General features: G+C 71.0%; 17 protein-coding genes. 9 read left to right on the top strand and 8 right to left on the bottom strand.

Annotation, left to right across the window (positions count from 1 at the left end; all coding sequences use genetic code 11):
• Positions 1 to 5 precede the first annotated feature (5 nt).
• The 3 genes from mftC to mftA are packed head-to-tail and all read right to left on the bottom strand — an operon-like array spanning position 6 to position 1,630.
• A complete protein-coding gene (gene mftC / locus ACIBJH_RS09115; RefSeq protein WP_399116183.1) occupies positions 6 to 1,211 on the bottom strand; it encodes a mycofactocin radical SAM maturase in 1,206 nt (401 codons plus the stop codon).
• Complete coding sequence (mftB, locus tag ACIBJH_RS09110; protein WP_399116182.1) at positions 1,208 to 1,483, bottom strand: mycofactocin biosynthesis chaperone MftB; 276 nt, start codon at positions 1,481 to 1,483, stop codon at positions 1,208 to 1,210. Before mftB ends, mftC begins: the two co-directional genes overlap by 4 nt.
• Before the next feature lie 9 nt (positions 1,484 to 1,492).
• A complete protein-coding gene (gene mftA, locus ACIBJH_RS09105) occupies positions 1,493 to 1,630 on the bottom strand; it encodes a mycofactocin precursor MftA (protein ID WP_262058830.1) in 138 nt (45 codons plus the stop codon).
• A 147-nt stretch (positions 1,631 to 1,777) separates the two neighbouring features.
• Between mftA and mftG the strand changes: the two genes are divergently transcribed.
• Positions 1,778 to 3,322 (top strand): mycofactocin system GMC family oxidoreductase MftG, encoded by a 1,545-nt coding sequence (gene mftG / locus ACIBJH_RS09100; RefSeq protein WP_399116181.1) that lies wholly within the window; start codon positions 1,778 to 1,780, stop codon positions 3,320 to 3,322.
• Positions 3,323 to 3,336: 14 nt separating this feature from the next.
• On the opposite strand, the gene mftR is transcribed toward mftG, so the two are convergent.
• Both mftR and ACIBJH_RS09090 read right to left on the bottom strand, forming a co-directional pair.
• Positions 3,337 to 3,966 (bottom strand): mycofactocin system transcriptional regulator, encoded by a 630-nt coding sequence (mftR, locus tag ACIBJH_RS09095; RefSeq protein WP_399116180.1) that lies wholly within the window; start codon positions 3,964 to 3,966, stop codon positions 3,337 to 3,339.
• 8 nt (positions 3,967 to 3,974) lie between these two features.
• The gene (locus ACIBJH_RS09090; RefSeq protein ID WP_399116179.1) at positions 3,975 to 4,829 is read right to left on the bottom strand and encodes a hypothetical protein; all 855 of its coding nucleotides are present in this window, start codon (positions 4,827 to 4,829) and stop codon (positions 3,975 to 3,977) included.
• Between the two features lie 95 nt (positions 4,830 to 4,924).
• Here ACIBJH_RS09090 and ACIBJH_RS09085 point away from each other — a divergent pair, with 95 nt between their 5' ends.
• Complete coding sequence (locus tag ACIBJH_RS09085) at positions 4,925 to 7,486, top strand: hypothetical protein (RefSeq protein WP_399116178.1); 2,562 nt, start codon at positions 4,925 to 4,927, stop codon at positions 7,484 to 7,486.
• Between the two features lie 30 nt (positions 7,487 to 7,516).
• Here ACIBJH_RS09085 and ACIBJH_RS09080 read toward each other — a convergent pair whose 3' ends face one another.
• Positions 7,517 to 8,743, bottom strand: a complete 1,227-nt coding sequence (locus ACIBJH_RS09080; protein WP_399116177.1) for a PP2C family protein-serine/threonine phosphatase — start codon at positions 8,741 to 8,743, stop codon at positions 7,517 to 7,519.
• A 123-nt stretch (positions 8,744 to 8,866) separates the two neighbouring features.
• Between ACIBJH_RS09080 and ACIBJH_RS09075 the strand changes: the two genes are divergently transcribed.
• Together ACIBJH_RS09075 and ACIBJH_RS09070 are read left to right on the top strand one after the other, a co-directional pair.
• Entirely contained in the window at positions 8,867 to 9,421 is a 555-nt protein-coding gene (locus ACIBJH_RS09075) for an AAA family ATPase (RefSeq protein ID WP_399116176.1), read from the top strand.
• Positions 9,418 to 10,281, top strand: a complete 864-nt coding sequence (locus tag ACIBJH_RS09070; protein WP_399116175.1) for a fructosamine kinase family protein — start codon at positions 9,418 to 9,420, stop codon at positions 10,279 to 10,281. Before ACIBJH_RS09075 ends, ACIBJH_RS09070 begins: the two co-directional genes overlap by 4 nt.
• 159 nt (positions 10,282 to 10,440) lie before the next feature.
• Here the strand turns inward: ACIBJH_RS09070 and ACIBJH_RS09065 are convergent, their stop codons facing one another.
• Positions 10,441 to 11,868 carry an alkaline phosphatase family protein gene (locus ACIBJH_RS09065; protein ID WP_399116174.1) on the bottom strand — a complete coding sequence of 476 codons (1,428 nt, stop codon included), beginning with the start codon at positions 11,866 to 11,868 and terminating at the stop codon, positions 10,441 to 10,443.
• 253 nt (positions 11,869 to 12,121) lie between these two features.
• Positions 12,122 to 13,354: a PP2C family protein-serine/threonine phosphatase gene (locus ACIBJH_RS09060; RefSeq protein WP_399116173.1), complete on the bottom strand. Its 1,233-nt coding sequence runs from the start codon at positions 13,352 to 13,354 to the stop codon at positions 12,122 to 12,124.
• Positions 13,355 to 13,528: 174 nt separating this feature from the next.
• Between ACIBJH_RS09060 and ACIBJH_RS09055 the strand changes: the two genes are divergently transcribed.
• The 5 genes from ACIBJH_RS09055 (at position 13,529) to ACIBJH_RS09035 (ending at position 19,678) form a co-directional block, all read left to right on the top strand.
• On the top strand, positions 13,529 to 13,882 hold the full coding sequence (locus ACIBJH_RS09055) for a hypothetical protein (RefSeq protein WP_399116172.1): 354 nt from the start codon (positions 13,529 to 13,531) through the stop codon (positions 13,880 to 13,882).
• 207 nt (positions 13,883 to 14,089) lie between these two features.
• Entirely contained in the window at positions 14,090 to 15,415 is a 1,326-nt protein-coding gene (locus ACIBJH_RS09050; protein ID WP_399116170.1) for an extracellular solute-binding protein, read from the top strand.
• Between the two features lie 47 nt (positions 15,416 to 15,462).
• On the top strand, positions 15,463 to 16,314 hold the full coding sequence (locus ACIBJH_RS09045) for a carbohydrate ABC transporter permease (protein ID WP_399116388.1): 852 nt from the start codon (positions 15,463 to 15,465) through the stop codon (positions 16,312 to 16,314).
• Positions 16,311 to 17,234, top strand: a complete 924-nt coding sequence (locus ACIBJH_RS09040; protein ID WP_399116169.1) for a carbohydrate ABC transporter permease — start codon at positions 16,311 to 16,313, stop codon at positions 17,232 to 17,234. Before ACIBJH_RS09045 ends, ACIBJH_RS09040 begins: the two co-directional genes overlap by 4 nt.
• An 89-nt stretch (positions 17,235 to 17,323) precedes the next feature.
• Positions 17,324 to 19,678, top strand: coding sequence for a glycoside hydrolase family 3 N-terminal domain-containing protein (locus tag ACIBJH_RS09035; protein ID WP_399116168.1), 2,355 nt, complete (start codon positions 17,324 to 17,326; stop codon positions 19,676 to 19,678).
• Positions 19,679 to 19,697: the final 19 nt, after the last annotated feature.

Genomic DNA, 19,697 nt, shown 5'->3' with positions numbered 1-19,697 from the left:
AGGTCCTAGGTGAGGCGCAGCCCGGCCAAGGGGTCCTCGGCGCAGTCGCTCACCGGGGGCCGTTCCAGGTCCCGGCGTCGAGTGAGGACCAGGGCCACGGGCGCGCGGCGGGAGTGGTCACCGGACGGCTTGGGAAGATCCGGTCCACCCATGGCACGCTTGGCGAGTTGCTGTTCGCCGTAGCCCTGCACGCACTCGGGGTCGGGGCCGTCCAGGGGCAGGCCGGTGAAGAACTTGGCGGCCATGCAGCCGCCCTTGCAGGTGTCGTAGAACGCGCAGGAGGCGCAGGCTCCGCCGTGCTGCGGGGTGCGCAGCCGCGCGAAGAGTTCTGAGCCACGCCACACCTCGGTGAAGCCGCCGGGCGCGCGGACGTTGCCCGCGAGGAACTCGTCGTGGATGGCGAACGGGCAGGCGTAGACGTCGCCGACCGGGTCGATCAGGCAGACCACGCGTCCGGCGCCGCACAGGTTGAGGCCGGGCAGCGGCTCGCCGTAGGCGGAGAGGTGGAAGAAGGAGTCGCCGGTGAGCACCTTGTCACCGTGCGCCAACAGCCAGTCGTACAGCTCGCGTTGCTGGCCGGCGGTCGGGTGGAGGTCGTCCCACACGTCGGCCCCGCGGCCGGAGGGGCGCAGGCGGGTCAGGCGGAGTTGGGCGCCGTAGTGGTCGGCGAGGGCCTTGAACTCGTCCAGTTGGGAGATGTTGTGGCGGGTGCAGACTACGGAGAGCTTGAAGTTGCGCATGCCGGCGGCGGAGAGGTGTTCCATGGCCTTTAGTGCCGTGGCGTACGAACCCGGGCCGCGTACCGCGTCGTTGACGTCCGCGGTCGCGCCGTCGAGGGAGATCTGTACGTCGACGTAGTCGTTGGCGGCGAGCCTGCGGGCGGCTTCGGGGGTGATGCGGACGCCGTTGGTGGAGAACTTCACGCCGACGTGGTGGGCGGTGGCGTAGTCGAGGAGTTCCCAGAAGTCGGCACGGACGGTGGGCTCGCCGCCGCCGATGTTGACGTAGAAGACCTGCATGGCCTCCAACTCGTCGATGACCGCCTTGGCTTCGGCGGTGGACAGCTCGCGCGGGTCGCGGCGGCCGGAGCTGGAGAGGCAGTGGGTGCAGGCCAGGTTGCAGGCGTAGGTCAGTTCCCAGGTGAGGCAGATCGGCGCGTCAAGTCCGGATTCGAAGAGGTCGACCAGCCGTGTTCCGGCGGTGGCGGTCATGGGGTCCTTCCGACGAGCATCGAGGACTCGGTGAGGGCGGCCAACGCCCTGTCGTAGCGCGGTAGTTCGGCCTCCGGCACACCGGCCGCGAGGCAGGCGGCGCGGGCCGTGGGGGCGTCCGCGAGGGACTCGACGACGGCCAGGAGTCTGCGGTCCTTGAGGAACGTCAGCCTGCGGGTCCCGAAGTGGTAGAGCAGCGCGCCGAACGGTTCGGGGCGTACCGAGACTTGGGGGTGCAGGCCGAGGGCGCGGTCGAGGGTCGGCGCGGTCATGCGGGCGGCTTAGTAGACACCGCACATGCCGTCGATGGAGATCTCCTCGATGAGGTCGTCGGCCTCGATCAACTGCTGTTCCGTGACGGGTTCTTCGGCCCTGTTCTCGTTGGCCGGGACGGTCGGTACGGAGTGGAGCTCGTTCATGCGACTCTCCCTGGGCATCCGGCGGGGCATACGGCTCGGCATACGGGCGACTGCGCGGTCGACAGTAATGGCACCCGGTGCCGAAAGTGAAGAGGAAGCCACCATGATTCTTTCGACCGGTCGGTCTATACCGGCGCCGAGCATCGGTTGAGCCGCCCGGACGTCATCGTCGTGGGGGCGGGCGGCAGTGGCGCTCCACTCGCCGCACGCCTCAGCGAGGACTCCGACCGCAGTGTGCTGGTGCTGGAGGCGGGGCCCGTGCCCCGCCAACGCACCGGCTTCACACGTGAGTTGACGGACGCGCGACTCGTCCCGGGCGCCCAGCCCGGGCATCCAGCCGTCCAGCCGTACGCCGTCCACCTCACGCCGGAGCGGCCCTACACGGTCGTGCGGGGGCGCGTTCTCGGCGGGTCGACCACCGTCAACGGCGGCTACTTCGTGCGGGCGCGGCGTGCGGACTTCGAGCGGTGGTCGGCGGCGGGAGGCGCCGCCTGGTCGTACGAGCGGGTGCTTCCGCTGCTGCGTTCCCTGGAGACCGATCTCGACTACGGCGAGGACGAGTCGCACGGTACCGAGGGTCCGGTACGGATCCGGCGCACGGACCTGCGGCATCCCGCCGCCGTCGCATTCCGGTCCGCCGCACGGGAGTTGGGCTTTCCCGAGGAGCCCGACAAGAACGGCCAGGACACACCCGGGTTCGGACCGGTGCCGTCCAACGCCGTGGACGGGATACGTGTCGACACAGGCGTCGGCTATCTACTGGGCGCACTCGATCGTCCCAACCTGACAGTGACGGGCGGCAGTTCGGTGACCCGGGTGGTCATCGAGCGCGGCCGGGCGACCGGTGTCGTCGTCGAGCGCGACGGGCGTCGTACGACGGTGAAGTGCGGCGAAGTCGTGTTGTGCGCCGGGGCTTTCGGCTCCGCGCAGCTGCTGCATCTGTCGGGCATCGGACCGGGCGGGGAGTTGGCGCGCCTCGGCATTCCGGTCGCCGTGAACTCCCCTGCCGTAGGTGCCCAGTTCGGCGACCATCCTCAACTGGTCCTGGAGTGGCAGCCCCGGCGGCCGATGCCCGAGCCGGCGGAATCCTGGCTAGGTGGTTGTCTCCACCTGTCCTCTTCGGACGGCGACCACCCGGGCGACCTGGAGATCCTCCAGGCACTCGTCCCGATGGCGGGTCTGACCGGTGGCACCGTGACCGTCCCCGGCGCGCCCCTCGCGTTCCTGGCGTCCGTGCAGTCGCCCCGGCTGGGCGGCCGACTGCGCACGCTGTCCGCCGACGCGGCCACTCCCCCGCGCATCGACTACGGCTATCTGGAGACCGGCGAGGACCGGCGGCGGCTGCGCGAAGTGGCCCGCGCCGCCGCCGAGTTGGTCGCCACCGACGCATTCGAGGAGGTGTCGCGCGGGCTCGTGGAGCCGGAGCCTGAGGTGCTGGCGGACGACAGACTGCTCGATCGATGGATCGAGGCGCGTCTCGGTACTTCGCACCACACGTGCGGCACGATTCCCATGGGCCCGGCCGGCGATCCCGGGGCGGCCGTCGACCACTACGGGCGCGTGCACGGTGTGTTGGGCCTGCGCGTCGCGGACACGTCGATCCTGCCGACTCCGCCCCTGCGCGGCCCGGCGGCCACCGCCGTGCTCGTCGGCGAACTCGTCGCCGACGCCATGCGGCGCGACCTGCCGTGACCCGGATCAGCGGATCAGGCGAGGACCGGGGCCGGGCCCTCGAAGCCGGCCGCGAGTTGCCGCAGTCCCTGGTCCAACAGATCGGCCAGGCTTGCCTGTTCGTCCGTCAGCCAGTGTTCGTAGGCGGCGATGCACGCGGCGAGGACGGTGTGGCCGATCAGTCGGGGCAGCAGGTCCGAGGGCGCGCGGCCGGTGCGTCGGGCGGCGAACTCCGTGACGAGTGTCCGCCACGACGCGTACCGCACGGTCGAGTCGGCCTGCAGCGTCGGGACCCGCAGGATGAGCGCCATGCGCTGCCGGTGCCAGGGCACCACCGACGGGTCGAAGCGGTTGAACTCCACGACCGCGCCGCGCAGCGCGTCCATCATCGGGGCGGCCGGATCGGTGGCCGCCAACAGGGCGTCGAGCTTGACCAGTTCGGCCGCGAAGTCGCCCCACACCAGGTCGTTCTTGGAGGCGAAGTAGCGGAAGAAGGTGCGGCGGCCGATCCCCGCGGCGGCGGCGATGTCCTCGACGGTCGTACGGTCGAAGCCGCGCCGCGCGAACAGCTCGAAGCCCACCCGTTCGAGGACGGCCCGCGAGGTCGCGGGCGGTCGGCCCGTTCTGGTCGGTCGCTGTCCGTTGTCGCCGTTCGCACCATCCACAGCGCACATCATGCACAGGTGCGGGGGTCTGCGTGGTCCTGGACCACCCGCGTCACCATGCCCGCCACCGTACGAAGGCGGCGCTTCCGGAGGTCCAGGACGGGCTTCGTGACCGACAGGCCTTCGGACGCCAGCAGGTTCATCAGGGCCCAGATGAGGTCGGGGCGTCCCGCCACGGGGAGTTCGCTACCGTCCGGGGCGATGACCCTGGCCTCGGTCACGCCCGCGAGGAGGCTGGTGCGGGCCCAGTCGACCCCGTACGAGCGGCCGTTCGGGCTGACGAGAAGGACGACCTCCTTGGTCCGGTGGAGGACCGTCAGATAGTCCATAGGGACCGTCAGCCGCCGGGCGGCGTCGAACGGGGGTGTGTCGTCCGCCGGTTGGATGCGCAGGACCGTGTCGAGGGCCGGTCCGTGGTCCTGGAAGGTGGTCGTGCTGCGCATCTCCAGGAAGCGGGCGCGCACCAACACCCCGCCGCGTCGCGACCAACGGCGGCCGACCCATCCGAACCCCCTTTTCTCACCCGGGAGTTCGTCCGCCAGCCAACGCGTCTCCTCGCCCGGCTCGCTCACCGGGGCCTGGTCCTCGGGGTGGTCACGGTACCGGTCGGCGAGAGCGGCGTAGCGTGCCGCCGTACAAGGGTCCAGCTGCCGCAGGTCGATCGTGTCGCCGGTCATGGCGACGCCTCCGGCCTCCCTTGAGATCCGCATCTGCTGGAGTTGGCGGCCCGAGCGCCGGGTCAACTCGGCCGAGCGGCCTTCGAGATCGATCAGCCGGCTGGTTCTCGTGCCGGCGAGCAGGGCGCTGCGCGGCCATTCGGGCGTGACGGCTCGCGGCGCCCCCCGGAGCGGCCGGCTCGACAAGGACGACCAGACGGCCCGCCGTGATCGCCGACAGACACACGGACGGCACCCGCCACTCCCTGGTGACCTCGAACTCCCCTGTCCCGTAGGTCCCGTTGTCGGTCTCCGCCAGGTCCGATCTGCTGCGCAGGACCGGGCACCTGGACGAGGCGCTGGCCTGTCTCGACGAGGCGGCGCTCAGACTGCCCGAGTTCGACGACCCCGACGGCCTGCGCACCTCCGAACTCGGCCTGAACCGGGTGCACTTGCTGATGGACAGGGGCGCGTGGGGAGCCGCCGAGGAGCAGGCGTCGGCGCTGCTGTCGACCACGCCGGAGACGGCGGTGGAGACCACTGCACGCCTGCTGGTCGCCCTCGGTCTGATCTGCTCGTCGACCGGACGCTTCGACGCGGCCGAGGACCATTTCGCGCGCGCCGAGGAGTACTTCCGGTTGCTGGGGGACACCGGTGAGCAGCAGACGCTGCTGGCGCACCGGGCGTACGCCGCGCTGCGCCGGGGCGAACTCGACCTCGCGGAGCGGTTGTTCGGGGAGGCGTCCGCGTTCTTCGAGCGGCGGGGGTGGTTCGGCGACCTCGCCGTCTGCGAACAGGCGCGTGCCTTCCTCGCCGGTCAGCGCGGCGACGACAGCGGCGCGGAGGGCCTGTTGGCGGCGAGCCTGGAGCGGTTCGAACGGCTCGGGGCCTCGATCGCCGCCGCCGACGGCATGCTGCTGGGCGCCCAACACGCCTACGCCCGGGGCGACATCGAGGAGATGAAGCGGCTGGCCCAGGAAGCCCGGGACGTGTACCAGGAACGGGAGGTGTACGAGCGGTGCGCGCAGGTCGATCTCATGCTCGCGCGCACCCTTGAGGACAATCTGAACCGGACCGACCACGGTGACCGGGAGCGGGAGTCCATCGACAACGCGCTCTCCTTCGCGCTGCCCGCCGCGCTGGCCCTGGAGGCGGCACGCTACGACTTCGCCACCGCCCACGCGCGCAGTGAGTGGCTGCGGCTCGCCGAGGACGCCGTAGAGCTGGTGTTCCGTCCGGTGATGCGCCGGCAGGACCAGGGGCTGCTCTTCGAACTGGCCGAACACCGTTGCACGGGCGCGACGTTGGCCCTGAGCCCGAGCACGGCCACCGCCCCGGTCGTGGACCGCGCTTCCCTCTTCCCGAACGCGGCCATGAAAACGTACGGGCACGCGATCGGCACCATGACCCTCGGTGGGGTGGCCGCCGAGGCCGCCGCCTCCGCCGGACTGCGGGTCTCGCCGCCGCCGAAGGTGCGGATGTCGGCGCGGTCGGGCCCGGGACGTGTCGCGCTCCAGGAGTACATCGAGGCGGCTGAGTTCCGTTACGGCCGGCGGATCGTGGACGCGAAGGAGGTGCCGTTCTGGATCACCGACGACATGACGAGCCGCCCGGTGGTACAGATCCGGCTGGCCGACGCCGGTGATCTGTACATGACCTGGACCTGGGCGGGCGGGGCCCGGGGGTTCGGCACCGGTCACGGCCCCGGTGACGAGGTCGACCGGGCGGTCCGCACACTCGCCGATGCCCTGCCGGGGACCGGCGACGGGGCGGAGGGGATGCGGCGGGCGTTCACGGGCGCGCTGGCCGATCACGACAGCGAGCGTCGGCTCGCGCGGACACTGGCCGAGGCACTGTGGCCGGAAGGGCTGACGGCGCAGATACGTCAGGTGTCGGAGCGCGCGGGCCGTCCGCTGGTCCGGATCCAGCCGTCGCCCCGGGTCGCCCAGGTCCCCTGGGAGCTGCTCGCCGTCGACGACGACGATGTCCGGCTCATCGACCTGGCGGACGTGGTGACCACCGCACCGGCGTCGGTGCGGCCACGAAATCCGTCGACCGCAGCGACACAGAGCGCCGACACGGGCACAGGCCCTGTCGTTCTCGTCCTCGACCCCCGGGTCCCCGGCTTCCGCGCCGACTCCCCGCTCGGCTCGGTGCTGGGGCCGCCCGGCTCCGACCCGGAGCTGCTGTCACTGGTCCGGCGTCATCTCGACGCGGGCGGCGTCGTACCGTCCGTCGCCACCCCGGCGGAGGCCTTCCGCCGTACCGATCTGGACCGGGACCGGCTGAGCGGCGCGCTCCGCAAGGGCGCGCGCAGACTGCTGTACGTCGGGCACGTCAGCGGTGCGCCGGTCGAGGGCGGGCAGAGCGAGGACGGCACGCTGCACCTGTCCTGTGCCGCGGAGACCGTCGGTCTGGCCGAGCCGCTGCGCACGCATCGGCCGCTGTCGGCCAAGGACCTGCTGCTGGGGACGCTCCCGCTGCGCGCGGACGGCGAGCCGGGCGCGCGGATCTGGCCGGCGCCGGCCCGGGTCGCGCTCATCGGCTGTGAGAGCGGCGGTGATCTGCGGTTCGCCGAGTCGTTCGGACCGGCGACCGCGATGCTGCACAACGGCGCCGAGTTGGTCACCGCCACCCGCTGGGTGCTGCCGACCGGCTTCGCCTTCCACCGCCTTGCCCAACTGCCGCAGTCCGTACGCCCGTTGTCGGAGGCGATCATCGCGGTCGACGCGGCGCACGAGCACGAGGACCCCGTGCACCGGCTCGGACTCTGGCAGCGCGAGCAGCTCGATCGCTGGCGCGCGGACGGCCGTATCGAACACTCGCCCCTGCTGTGGGCGGCGCTGACCTGCATCGTCGTATGAGTCGCAAGACCGGGACCGCCCTGCCACAGGTCACAGTCGGACGATGATCAGGGCCGTGTCGTCGGTGGCGCCGCCGGGCGGGAGGAGTTCGAGGAGTACGGCGTCCGCGAGGGCTTCGGGGTCCCTGTTCCGGTGGCGGACGAGGGAGTCGGCGAGGCGGACCAGGCCCCGGTCGATGTCCTCGTGGCGGCGTTCGATCAGGCCGTCGGTGTAGAGGGCCAGGGTGGTGCCGGGTGTGAACGTGGTGCCGGCCTGCGGTCTGGGCATCGGGTCGGGGCGGGCGTCGAGGGGCGGGTCGGTGGCGCGGTCCAGGAATTCCACGCTGCCGTCGGGACGGACCAGGACGGGCGGTGGGTGTCCGGCGCTGCTGTAGGTGACGGTGTAGTCGTCGAAGTCGACGAAGGTCGTGACGACGGTGGCGGATTCGGCGCCGTCGACGACGTGGGCGTAGCGGCCCAGGACGTCGAGGGCCTGGGCGGGACCGTCGGCGACCCGGGAGGTGGCGGTCAGGGCGCTGCGCAGCTGGCCCATGACGCCGGCGGCGGCCAGGCCGTGGCCGACGACGTCCCCCACGGACACGCCGATACGGTTGCCGCCGACCAGGTCGACGACGTCGTACCAGTCCCCGCACACGTTCAGGGAGCCGACCGCGGGCCGGTACCGTACGGCGATCTGGTGGCCCGTGCTCTGTCGGCTGGTGGGCAGCATCGCCTCCTGGAGGGCGAGGGCGACCTCGCGTTCGCGGGCGTGGGCGCCGCGCAGGCGTTCGTTGACCTCCTGCAGTTCGCGGGCGCGGGTGTACAGCTCGGCCTCCAGCACCCGGGTGCGGCCGCCGGAGCGACCGCGGGCCCGGATCAGTTCGGTGACCTCCTCGACGCGGTGGACGAGCAGTACGACCTTGCCGTCCGGGTCGAGGAGCGGTGTGTTGACCGGGCTCCAGTAGCGCTCCTCCCACTGCCCGGGGCGGGTCGTCGACTCGACGTCGTACCGCTGGAGGGCCATGGTGTCGCGCTCGCCCGTCGCGACGACGCGGCGCAGCGAGGTCTCCAGGTTGCGCATACCGGTGGCGGCGGGGTCGTTCGGGTTGTCGGGGAAGACGTCGAAGAGGAAACGCCCGACGACCTGCTCGCGCGTGCGGCCGGACATCCGCAGGAACTCCTCGTTGGCGTCCGCGTACACCAGGTCGGGTGTCAGCAGCGCCACCATTCCGGGCAGCCCCTGGAACACCGCCGCGTAGTCGATCGTCGCGTCCGTCATGGCCCTGCCACCAATCACCGCTGTCACACCATTTTCTCACGATATAAGCAGAGCGAGCGGGCCCCTGGGGACGCATTGTGCCCACTCGGTCACTCGGCGATACACGACGGGTAGGGTGCCCCGGTGACCACGCCGCCCTCCTCCCCCACCCGGCTGATCGTGCTGCGCGGAAACAGCGCCTCCGGCAAGAGCACGGTGGCCACCGGCCTGCGCGAGCGCTACGGCCGCGGTGTCGCACTGGTGCGCCAGGACGTCCTTCGCCGCGAGGTGCTGCGCGAGCGCGATGTCCCCGGCGGCGCGAACATCGGCCTGATCGACCTGACCGTGCGCCACGCGCTGGCGCACGGTTTCCACACCGTCCTGGAAGGCATCCTCTACGCCGCCCACTACGGCGAGATGCTGGCCGGGCTGCTCGCCGACCATCCGGGCCGTACGCACTGCTACTACCTCGACGTGCCCTTCGAGGAGACCCTGGCCCGGCACGCCACGAAGCCCATCGCGGACGAGGTGAGCGAGGACCAACTCCGTGAGTGGTACCGGCCGTTGGACGTGCTGCCCGGTGGCGTCGAGACGGTCGTCCCGGCGACGAGCCCGCTGGAGGAGACGGTCGACCGGGTCCTGCGCGAGTCCGGTCTGTGGGTCGGGAACTCATCGACCGGTCCTACGCTGTCCCCGTGATCGAGAGCGAGACCCCGAGCGCGGCGGCGGCCCGGCTCGTCGGGTGCGCGGTGACCGGTGAGCGTCCGCTGTCCGGGGCGGTCACCGAAGTCACGCTCGACAGTGGGCAGTTGGTGATCGTCAAGGGCGATGCGGCCCCCGGCGCGGTGCGGGCCGAGGCGGCGGGGCTGCGCTGGCTGGGCGACGCCGGTACGGTCCGCGTGCCCGCCGTGCGTGGGCTGGACGAGCGGTGGCTGGTCACCGACCGCGTCCGCACCGGGCCACCGAGCGCGCGAGCGGCGGTCCGATTCGGCCGGGAGCTGGCCGCCCTGCATGCCTCAGGGGCACCGGCGTTCGGCACGCCACCGCCCGGCGGCCCGACGGAGGCGTACATCGGGCTCGCCCCGATGCGTAACGTTCCCGCCGCCGACTGGCCCAACTGGTACGCCGAACAACGGGTGTTGCCCTATCTGCGGAGTGCGGTCGACACGGGCACCCTGGAGCACGCCGAGGCCGCGGTGGTGGAGCGAGTCTGCGAACGGCTGCCCGAACTCGCCGGTCCCGCCGAGTCGCCCGCCCGCCTGCACGGCGATCTGTGGAACGGCAACGTGCTGTGGGGCGCCGACGGACACGTCCGGCTGATCGACCCGGCCGCGCACGGCGGACACCGGGAGACCGACCTGGCGATGCTGCGTCTCTTCGGCTGCCCGTATCTGCCGAAGGTGCTGGCCGGCTACGACGAGGCCGCGCCACTCGCCCCCGGCTGGACCGACCGCGTCGCGCTGCACCAACTGTTTCCACTGCTGGTGCATGTGGTGCTCTTCGGGCGCGGCTATGCCGACCAGGCGTTGTCGGCGGCGCGGGCGGCCCTGGCCGGGTGACATCGGGCGAGGGCGCCCGTCGCCACGGTCCGGGTCAGACGCTGCCGGCCCACGTGCCACCGTTCGGCAGCGGCCTCGCCAGGCAGACCGTCTCAGCCGCACGGGCGGCCGCGACCAGGTGACACCGGTCAGAGCCGCCCGTGACGAGGTGGTCCGGGGTCAGACGTGCGGGCGGCTGCCACGCTCCTGGTGGGGGAACTTCTGGTCCGCGCCGGGCAGCGTGGGCTTCGGCAGGGTCGCCACTTCCTCCTGTGCCTTCTCCAGCTGCTCCGCCGTGTCGTGGGGCAGCCGGGGCGAGCGCGGGCGGGCGTCTCGGAAGCGGAACGCGGTGGTGAGGTCGCCGAAGGTCTCCCGGCGCCAGTCGGAGACGTTCGGCTCCTCGACGCCGGTGAACCGCTCCAGGAACTGCAGCGCCGAGGTGTGGTCGAAGGCCTCCGAGGCGACCCAACCACCCACGGTCCAGGGCGAGATGATGATGGCGGGGACGCGGAAGCCACCGCCGATGGGCAGGCCCTGGATGAACTCGTCCTTCGTGCCGGCCGGCGGCGTCGGCGGCACGACGTGGTCGAACAGGCCGTCGTTCTCGTCGTAGTTGAGGATGAACGCGGTCTTGCGCCACACCTTCGGGTTCGAGGCGATGGCCTCGATCTTCGACGCGACATAGTCGGCGCCCGCGGCCGGGAGGTAGTCCGGGTGCTCCGACTGGTAGCTCGTGGGGCAGATCCACGACACCGTCGGCAGCCGGTCGTTGCGCGCGTCGTCCTCGAACGTGCCGTGCGCCTGCGGCCGTACACCCCGCTCGTACAGGTCGGAGCCGGGCCGGGCGTTCTTGAAGGACGCGAACTGCTCCAGCATGTTGGTCCCGTAGTCGTCCTCCTCCTGGTACACCTTCCAGCTCACGCCGGCGTTCTGGAGGCGTTCCGCGTATGTCGTCCAGCGGTACGGCGTCGGCGCGACGTTGCTGATGATCGGGCCGCCCCGGGTGCCGCCGGGGTCGATCGAACCGGTCATCCACATCAGGCGGTTGGGCCAGGTCGGCCCGAACACCGAGCAGAAGTAGTTGTCGCAGATGGTGAAGGTCTCGGCGAGCGCGAACTGGAACGGGATGTCCTCGCGCGTGTAATAGCCCATCACATAGGGGCCGTTGACGCCGTCGGCCTTGCGGTGAGCGGGCAGCCACTGGTCCATCCTGCCGTTGTTCCAGGCCTGGTGCTGCACCGACCAGGCGTGGCTGGTGGACGGGATGGCCTGGGCGCTGGAGGTGTGGGTGTCGAGGTGGAACGGGAGGAGGTAGCCCTTCGGGTTCACCGCGTCCGGCTGGTAGAAGACGCTGCGCCCGGTGTCGAGTTTGCGAGCGTGTGGATCGGCGAAACCGCGAACGCCGGAGAGAGTGCCGAAGTAGTGGTCGAACGACCGGTTCTCCTGCATCAGCATGACGACGTGTTCGATGTCCCGCAGCGAGCCGTTCTTCGGCGGCTCGGCGGCGACGGCCTTCTGGACGCTCGGCGGGAGGAGGGAGAGAGCCGCGGCACCGCCCAGTGCGCCGGCGGCCGAACCCAGGAGTCTACGACGTGTCGACTCGGCCATGATTGCCCCTTCTTGAAGAGCTTCGAGGGATCTCGTGGACCAGACCTCGGATCACTCTCCGCCCGCTCAGGTATGGGGCGTCAGGGGCGTGCGGTGAATTTGCGGCCAACGTGCGGAAAGGGGTTGGCCAAGCCGTGACCGGCAACACCCGGGCGTTGCCGGGGTGTTGCCGAACCTTGAGGGACGGCTGGCCGGCGCGTGATCCGGCCCGGTCGGGGACCTCGACCGCCGTACTTCTTTCCCGTTTGCGAAGTCAGCCGGGAATCGAACCCCTCGGGCGCAGCCGGGCGGCGATCGCGGCGACGTCGTCCTCGGCCTCCTGGACGTGGAGGCGGAGCACGATGTCGTCGAGGAGGCGGGAGACGCCCTGGCCGGGGTGGAGGCGCAGCCGGGCCAGCCGGGACAGGGAGACGTCGATGTCCTCGCCGCGCCGTTCGACCAGCCCGTCGGTGAACATGACCAGGGTGTCGTCGGGGGTGAGCGTGAGTGTGGTCATCTCGTAGTCGGCGGAGCCCGTGCCGAGGGGCGGGCCGACGGGGACGGGGATCAGTTCGCCGGCGCCGTCGCGGTGGAAGACGGCGGGCGGCAGATGGCCGGCGCTCGCGAAGGCGGCGGTGCCGCGGTCCGGGTCGACGAGGGCGAGCAGGCAGGTCGCGGGGCGGCGGTTGTGCTCCTCGGACATGGCGGTGTCCATCTGGCGCAGGATGCGGTGGGGCGGCAGGTCGGTGGAGGCGACGTAGCGCAGCATCGAGCGGTAGGCGTTCATGTCGACGGCCGCGTCCAGGCCGTGGCCCATGACGTCGCCGATGACGAGGAGAGTGCGGCCGTAGTGCAGTCGTACGGCCTCGAACCAGTCGCCGCCGACGAGGGTGCCGCTGCCCGCGGGCAGGTAGCGGGTGGCCATCTCGATGTTGGGGTGGGGGCGGCTGGGCTCGGTGAGCAGGACCTGTTGCAGGTTGAGGGCGGTGGTGCGCAGGCGGTGGTGTTCGACGGCGTGGTGCAGATGGGCGGCGGTGAGCCGGGCCGCGTAGTGCACTGCGGCGGCCTCGTCGTCGCCGAAGGTCCGTCCGGCGCGGATCGCGAGGAGCGCGCCGTAGGCCTTGCCCCAGGCGGTGAGTGGCACGGACAGGGCGGCCAGGACGCCGTGGTCGTTGGTGGTGAAGGAGGTGGTGATCGGGTGGCCGGCGTCCAGGGCGCGGACCATGACGTCCTCGCGTGGTGCGCTGCGCAGGCTGTCCAGGAGTTCCTTGCGGCCGACGGCCGCCATCGGGTGCAGCGTGCCGTGCGGTGCCGGGCGTGCCTCGTCCTGGGCGAACAGGTCGACGGCCGCGGCCTCGCACAGTTCGTCGACGAGGAACCCCGCGCACTCCGCCGCGGTTCTGCGCTCGTCGAGCGTCGACCCGATCGCGGAGACCGCCCGCCGCGCCAGCTCGAACCGATCCGCCGAGCCCTGCTCCGACCCGGATACCTCGTCGTCGCCGTCCACCGCGGCCCCTTTCTGCCGCTCCCATCCCAACACCCGCGCGGGCGTTCGGGCGGTAGCGACCCGTGGTGGGGTGCGATCGGGTCGGGGCGGGGGCCGAAACTCCGTGGCCGGGTCCTTGATGGGGCGGATACCGTCCACTGCGTCCCCTTGATCACCGACGCGAAGAGCGACCCGATGACGAACCAGACACCGACGACCACCCTCTGGCGCCCCACCGGCCCCATAGAGCTGGACCTGGTCCGGGCGCTGGACTGGCGTGCCTGGCCGCCCCGGCTGCCCGAGCAGCCGATCTTCTACCCGGTCCTCAACGAGGACTACGCGATCCGGATCGCGCGGGACTGGAACGTCAAGCACGACGGCGCCGGGTTCGTGACGCGGTTCGAGGTGGACACGGAGTTCCTGGCCCGTTATCCGGTCCAACAGGCGGGCGGGCGAACGATTCTGGAGCTGTGGGTGCCGGCCGAGGAGCTCGACGAGTTCAACGCCCACATCGTCGGCGAGATCCGCGTGGTGCACGAGTTCCGCTGAGTCGCGGGGTCAGGCCACCCCCAGCTCTACGAAAGTCTTTCGTAACCGAGGAATTTCCCGTGCTTGTCCTGGGTGTGAATTCCGTGTCAGTGTCCCGGCCAGCAGGCAGGCGAGCCGCGGTGGGGCATCCGAAAGCCTTTCGGGCCGGTAGCCGTTTCCGCCTCTGCCCTGCGCACTCACGGCACGCCGAAAGAAGAGAGGCACACCATGCGGGGAATCCCGGTCACCGGACATCTCGGAAGCCCGAGAATTCGACGCGCCGTCGCGGTCGCGGTCACCCTGGCCGCGACCGCGAGCCTGGCCGCCTGCGGGTCCTCGGGACCGTCCACGAGTTCGTCGTCGAAGGGGCTGACGATGTGGGCGCTCAACGACCAGTTGATCCTCAAGCAGTCGGTCGACGCCTACAACAAGGACCACCCCGACGCGAAGATCACCCTGCGGCTGTTCGCGAACGACGACTACAAGCAGAAGCTGCGCGTGGCCTTCGGCGCGAACCAGGCCCCGGACCTCTTCTTCAGCTGGGGCGGCGGCGCCCTGAACGACTACGTCAAGGCCGACAAGGTCGACGTCCTGAACGCCACGGACGTGAACTCGGACCGCTACACCGACAGCGTGATGCAGAGCGCGACCTTCGACGGCAAGGTCTACGGCGTTCCCGTCAACGGCCTCGCCCCGGTCGTCCTCTACTACAACAAGAAGGTGCTGTCCGACGCGGGCGTCCAGCCGCCGAAGACGTACGACGACCTCCTCGCGGCCGTGAAGAAGCTGAAGGGCAAGGGCGTCACCCCGCTGTCCCTCGCGGCGAACTCCAAGTGGCCGACGCTGATGTACCTGGAGTACCTGCTCGACCGGACCGGCGGCTCGCGCGTGTTCTCGAAGATCGCCTCCGGTGACGCCGCCGCCTGGAAGGACCCGTCGGTCACCAAGGCCAACCAGAAGCTCCAGGACCTGGCGAAGGCCGGCGCCTTCGGTGACAACGCGTCCTCCGTCAGCTACGACCAGGGCGCCTCGACCGCGCTGCTGTACACGGGCAAGGCGGCGATGGAGGTGATGGGCACCTGGGAGTACGCCAACATCGCCAAGGCCGCGCCCGACTTCCTGAAGAAGGGCGAGCTGGGCTACACCGCGTTCCCGGCCCTGACCGGCGGCGCCGGCAGCCCCGCGAACATCGTCGGCAACCCGTCGAACTTCCTGTCGCTGAACAAGTCGTCCAAGCACAAGTCGGACGCGCTGACCTACCTGAAGAACTACATCCTCAACGGCTCCCAGGTCGACGCCTACCTCGCCGCGGGCAGCGTCCCGCCGGTCAAGGGCCTGGACACCAAGCTGGCCGCGGTGTCGTCGGCCTCCGACAAGGCGTGGCTGACCTTCGTCTACGACCTGGTGGACAAGGCCCCGAGCTTCCAGCTCTCGTGGGACCAGGCGCTGCCGTCCGACCAGGCCGACCCGCTGCTGACCAACACCGACAAGTCGTTCCTGCGGCAGATCTCGCCGGCCGACTTCGGGGTGAACATGAGCAAGGCGGGGTCGTGACGATCACCACCACCCCCGTACGCCGGAGAGGAGGGAGCGGCCTCCTCATGGCCGCTCCGGCCCTGCTCCTCTTCGGCCTCTTCGGTCTCGTCCCCCTGGTCGGCGTGGCGGCGCTCAGCGTCGCCCGCTGGGACGGCCTCGGTTCCATCAGCTGGGCGGGCCTCACCAACTGGACGTCCGTCCTCACCGACAGCGCCACCTGGCAGTCGCTGTGGCTCACCGTCAAGGTGATGGTGGTCAGCTGGCTGGTGCAGACGCCCATCGCTCTGGCGCTCGGTCTGTTCCAGGCGCCCAAGGGCCGGCTGCGCGCCCTGTTCGCCGTGCTGTTCTTCCTTCCGCTGCTGCTCTCCGCCGTGGCGATCGGCCTGACCTGGCAGGCACTGCTCGACCCGTCCTTCGGCATCGGTTCCACGCCCGGCCTGCATTGGCTGGCCAAGCCGCTGCTCGGCTCGCCCGAACTCGCCCTGTACACCGTGATCTTCGTGATCGCCTGGCAGTTTGTACCGTTCCACGCACTGCTCTACCAGGCGGGCATACGGCAGATCCCGACCGCCCTGTACGAGGCCGCCGCGCTCGACGGCGCCGGGCCGGTGACCCGGTTCCTGCACATCACGCTGCCGCAGCTGAAGTACACGCTGGTCACGTCGAGCACGCTGATGCTGGTGGGCTCGCTCACCTACTTCGACCTGATCTTCGTCCTGTCGGGCGGCACCGGCGGGCCCGGCACCGCGACCCGCGTCCTGCCCCTCTCCATGTACATCACCGGTTTCCAGGCCCACGACATGGGCCGGGCCAGCGCGGTGGCCACCCTTCTCGTGGTCTTCGGCCTGGGCCTGTCGCTGCTGACCACCCGCCTGTCCGGCTTCAACCGGATGGACAGCCAGCAGGAGGGCATGTGAGCACCACCGTGACCAAGACCCGCACCACCGACACCGAACGGCGGACCGTTCCAAGCCACCGGGCGACGACACCCGGACCGGTCCGGAAGAACCCCGTCCCGGGGGTCCTCCGCCGCGCCCTCACCGGCGGCGCCGCCCTCTTCTGGACGGCGATCGTCGTCGTCCCCATCTACTGGCTGGTGGTCACCAGCCTGCGCAGCAAGTCCGACTTCACCTCCGACAGCCCGCTCGCCCTGCCCAGCCACCCGACGCTGGACAGCTACCGCACCGTCCTGGACGGCGACTTCACCACCTACCTCCTCAACAGCGTGGTCGTCACCGCGGGCACGGTCGTCATCGCCGTGGCGGTCGCCCTGATGGCCGCGTTCTCGATCGTCCGCAACGCGGGCAGCCGCTTCTCGCGGGCGTCGTTCCGCGTGTTCCTGCTCGGCCTGGCGATCCCGCTGCAGGCGGTGATCATCCCGGTCTACCTGCTGATCATCCGCATGCACCTCTACGACAGCCTGCTCGCGATCGTCCTGCCCTCGGCAGCGTTCGCGCTGCCGATCACCGTGATGATCCTGGTCAGCTTCCTGCGCGACGTGCCGCGTTCGCTGTTCGAGGCGATGATCGTCGACGGCGCCGGCGACTGGCGCATGCTCTGGTCGCTCGCGGCGCCACTGGCCCGTCCGGCGCTGATGACGGTCGCCGTCTACGACGGTCTCCAGGTCTGGAACGGCTTCCTCTTCCCCCTCATCCTCACCCAGAGCGGCGACAAGGCCGTACTGCCGCTGGCGCTGACCCTGTTCCGCGGCCAGTTCGGCATCGACGTACCGGCCACGATGGCCGCGGTGGTGCTCTCCACCCTGCCGATGCTGGCCCTGTTCATCCTGGCCCGCCGTCAGCTCGTCGCCGGTCTCACCGCCGGTTTCTCCAAGTAGCCCCCACTACCGGGCAGTTCACCCCGTACGACGGCCGGGCCCTGCGCCCGGCCCCGTCGGCGTGCCCGCGCAACACCGAGGAGTCGTGAATGACGACCACCATGCCCGACCACGGCGGCCTCCCCCAGGAGGAGAGCGACCGCCCCTGGACCGACCCCGCCCTGCCCGTCGCCGAACGCGTCGAGGCGCTGCTCGCCCGGCTCACCCTGCCGGAGAAGGTCGCGCAGTTGAGCAGCACCTGGGAGGACATCGAGGCCGACGGCCCCGAAGTGGCCCCCGGCAGCAACCACTTCGGCCGCGTCGGCGACCTCGACCGGACGGCCCGGCACGGCCTGGGCCAGCTCACCCGGCCCTACGGCACCCTGCCCCGGCCCGCGTTGGAGCACGCCCGCCTGCTGGCCGAGCACCAGCGGCAGGTGGTGGCGCAGAGCAGATTCGACATCCCGGCCATGGCCCACGACGAGTGCCTGACCGGCTTCACCGCCTACGGCGCCACCATCTACCCGACCTCGCTCGGCATGGCGGCCACCTTCGACCCGGCGCTGATCCGCAGGGTGGGCGAGGCCATCGGTTCCGACATGGCCGAGGCGGGAGTCCACCAGGGCCTGTCCCCCGTCGTCGACGTCATCCGCGACTACCGCTGGGGCCGCTGCGAGGAGACCTACGGCGAAGACCCGTACCTGGTGGGCGAGTTGGCCGAGGCGTATGTCACCGGGCTGCAGAGCGCCGGGGTGTACGCGACCCTCAAGCACTTCGCCGGGTACTCCGCCTCGATGGGCGGCCGCAACCACGCGCCCGTGGGGATCGGCCGCCGCGAACTCTTCGACGTCATCCTGCCGCCCTTCGAACGGCTCGTCGCCGCGGGTGTGCGGTCGGTGATGAACTCGTACGCCGAGATCGACGGCGAGGCGCCGGCCGCGAGCCGCTGGCTGCTGACCGAAGTCCTGCGCGAGGCCTGGGGTTTCGAGGGAACGGTCGTCTCCGACTACTGGTCCCTGCCCTTCCTGGTCAACGACCACCGGGTGGCGGCCGATCTGCCGGAGGCCGGCGCGCTCGCCCTGACCGCCGGGCTGGACGTCGAACTGCCCGACCAGCGCGGTTTCGGCGACGCGCTCGTGGACGCCGTCGAACAGGGCCTGGTGGGCGAGGAGTTGGTCGACCGGGCAGTACGCCGGGTACTGCGCCAGAAGGCGGACCTCGGCCTGCTCGACGCCGACTGGGACCCGCGCCCGCCCGCCCTGATCGCGGGTGAACTCGACCTCGACAAACCGACAAGTCGTCAACTCGCCCATGCCGTCGCCCAGTCGAGTGCCGTCCTGCTGTCGAACGACGGGACCCTGCCCCTCCCCGCGACCGGACGCATCGCGCTGATCGGCCCGTGCGCCGACGACGTGCGTACCATGTTCGGCTGCTACAGCTTCCCCAACCATGTCCTCGCCGAGCGCGACGACCTTGGCAACGGTGTCGAGGCGGTCTCCCTGCGCCACGCTCTCGCGGCCGAACTGCCTTCCGTGGACTGGGACTTCGAGCCGGGCTGCCCTATCCGGGAGGCGGACCGCTCCGGTATCGCCGCCGCGGTCGAAGCGTCCGCAGGAGCCGATCTGACCGTGCTGGTCGTCGGCGACAAGGCCGGCATGTTCGGGATCGGCACCTCGGGCGAGGGCTGTGACGTGGAGGACCTGCGGCTGCCGGGCGTGCAGGAGGAGCTGGTCGAGGCGGTGCTGTCGACCGGGCGGCCGGTCGTCCTGGTCGTCAGCAGTGGCCGCCCCTACGCGGTGGGCCGGTTCGCGTCCACCGCGGCGGCCATGGTGCAGGTCTTCCTGCCGGGCGAGGAGGGCGGCCGCGCGGTGGCCCAACTCCTGGCGGGGAAGGCGAACTTCAGCGGGAAGCTGCCCGTGCAGCTCCCGACCACACCGGGCGGCCAGCCCTACACCTACCTGCACGCGCCGCTCGGCGACCGGCAGAGCTGGCTCTCCAACCTCGACCCGACACCGGCGTTCCCCTTCGGACACGGTCTGTCGTACACGGGCTTCGAGATCGACGGGCTCGGCGTGGACCGTGAACTGGTGCCGGTGGACGGCGAGTTCACTGTCAGCGCGCGGGTGCGCAACACGGGGGCGGTCGCGGGGGCCGAGACGGTCCAGCTGTACGCGATCGACCCGGTCGCCCAGGTGACCCGGCCGGTTCGGGCCCTGCTCGGCTTCGCCAAGGTGGCCCTTGAGCCGGGCGAGGAGGCGACGGTGCGTTTCCACGTCCACACCGACCGGCTGGCGTTCACCGGTCTGGCGGGGCGGCGCATCGTCGAGCCCGGCGAGATCCTGCTGCAGATCGGCTCCTCCAGCCTGGACACTCCGGTGCGGGAGACGATCCGACTCGTGGGCGAGGAACGGGACGCGACGGTTCTGCGGCACCACGCCGTACCGGTGAGCGTCGAGCGCGAGTAGTCGAACCAGCCGTACGAGA

It is taken from the genome of Streptomyces sp. NPDC050548 (assembly GCF_044457385.1).
Classification (GTDB): Bacteria; Actinomycetota; Actinomycetes; order Streptomycetales; family Streptomycetaceae; genus Streptomyces.
The sequence above is the reverse complement of the archived record's forward strand: the minus strand, read 5'-3'. Positions and strand labels throughout refer to the sequence as shown.

Bases quoted from the DNA above. Each gene is read 5' to 3' on its own strand.
- ACIBJH_RS09055 (WP_399116172.1), top strand. From the start codon at position 13,529: ATGACGAACCAGACACCGACGACCACCCTCTGGCGCCCCACCGGCCCC.
- mftC (WP_399116183.1), bottom strand. From the start codon at position 1,211: ATGACCGCCACCGCCGGAACACGGCTGGTCGACCTCTTCGAATCCGGA.
- ACIBJH_RS09080 (WP_399116177.1), bottom strand. From the start codon at position 8,743: ATGACGGACGCGACGATCGACTACGCGGCGGTGTTCCAGGGGCTGCCC.
- mftB (WP_399116182.1), bottom strand. From the start codon at position 1,483: ATGACCGCGCCGACCCTCGACCGCGCCCTCGGCCTGCACCCCCAAGTC.
- mftA (WP_262058830.1), bottom strand. From the start codon at position 1,630: ATGAACGAGCTCCACTCCGTACCGACCGTCCCGGCCAACGAGAACAGG.
- ACIBJH_RS09065 (WP_399116174.1), bottom strand. From the start codon at position 11,868: ATGGCCGAGTCGACACGTCGTAGACTCCTGGGTTCGGCCGCCGGCGCA.
- ACIBJH_RS09045 (WP_399116388.1), top strand. From the start codon at position 15,463: ATGGCCGCTCCGGCCCTGCTCCTCTTCGGCCTCTTCGGTCTCGTCCCC.
- ACIBJH_RS09050 (WP_399116170.1), top strand. From the start codon at position 14,090: ATGCGGGGAATCCCGGTCACCGGACATCTCGGAAGCCCGAGAATTCGA.
- ACIBJH_RS09035 (WP_399116168.1), top strand. From the start codon at position 17,324: ATGACGACCACCATGCCCGACCACGGCGGCCTCCCCCAGGAGGAGAGC.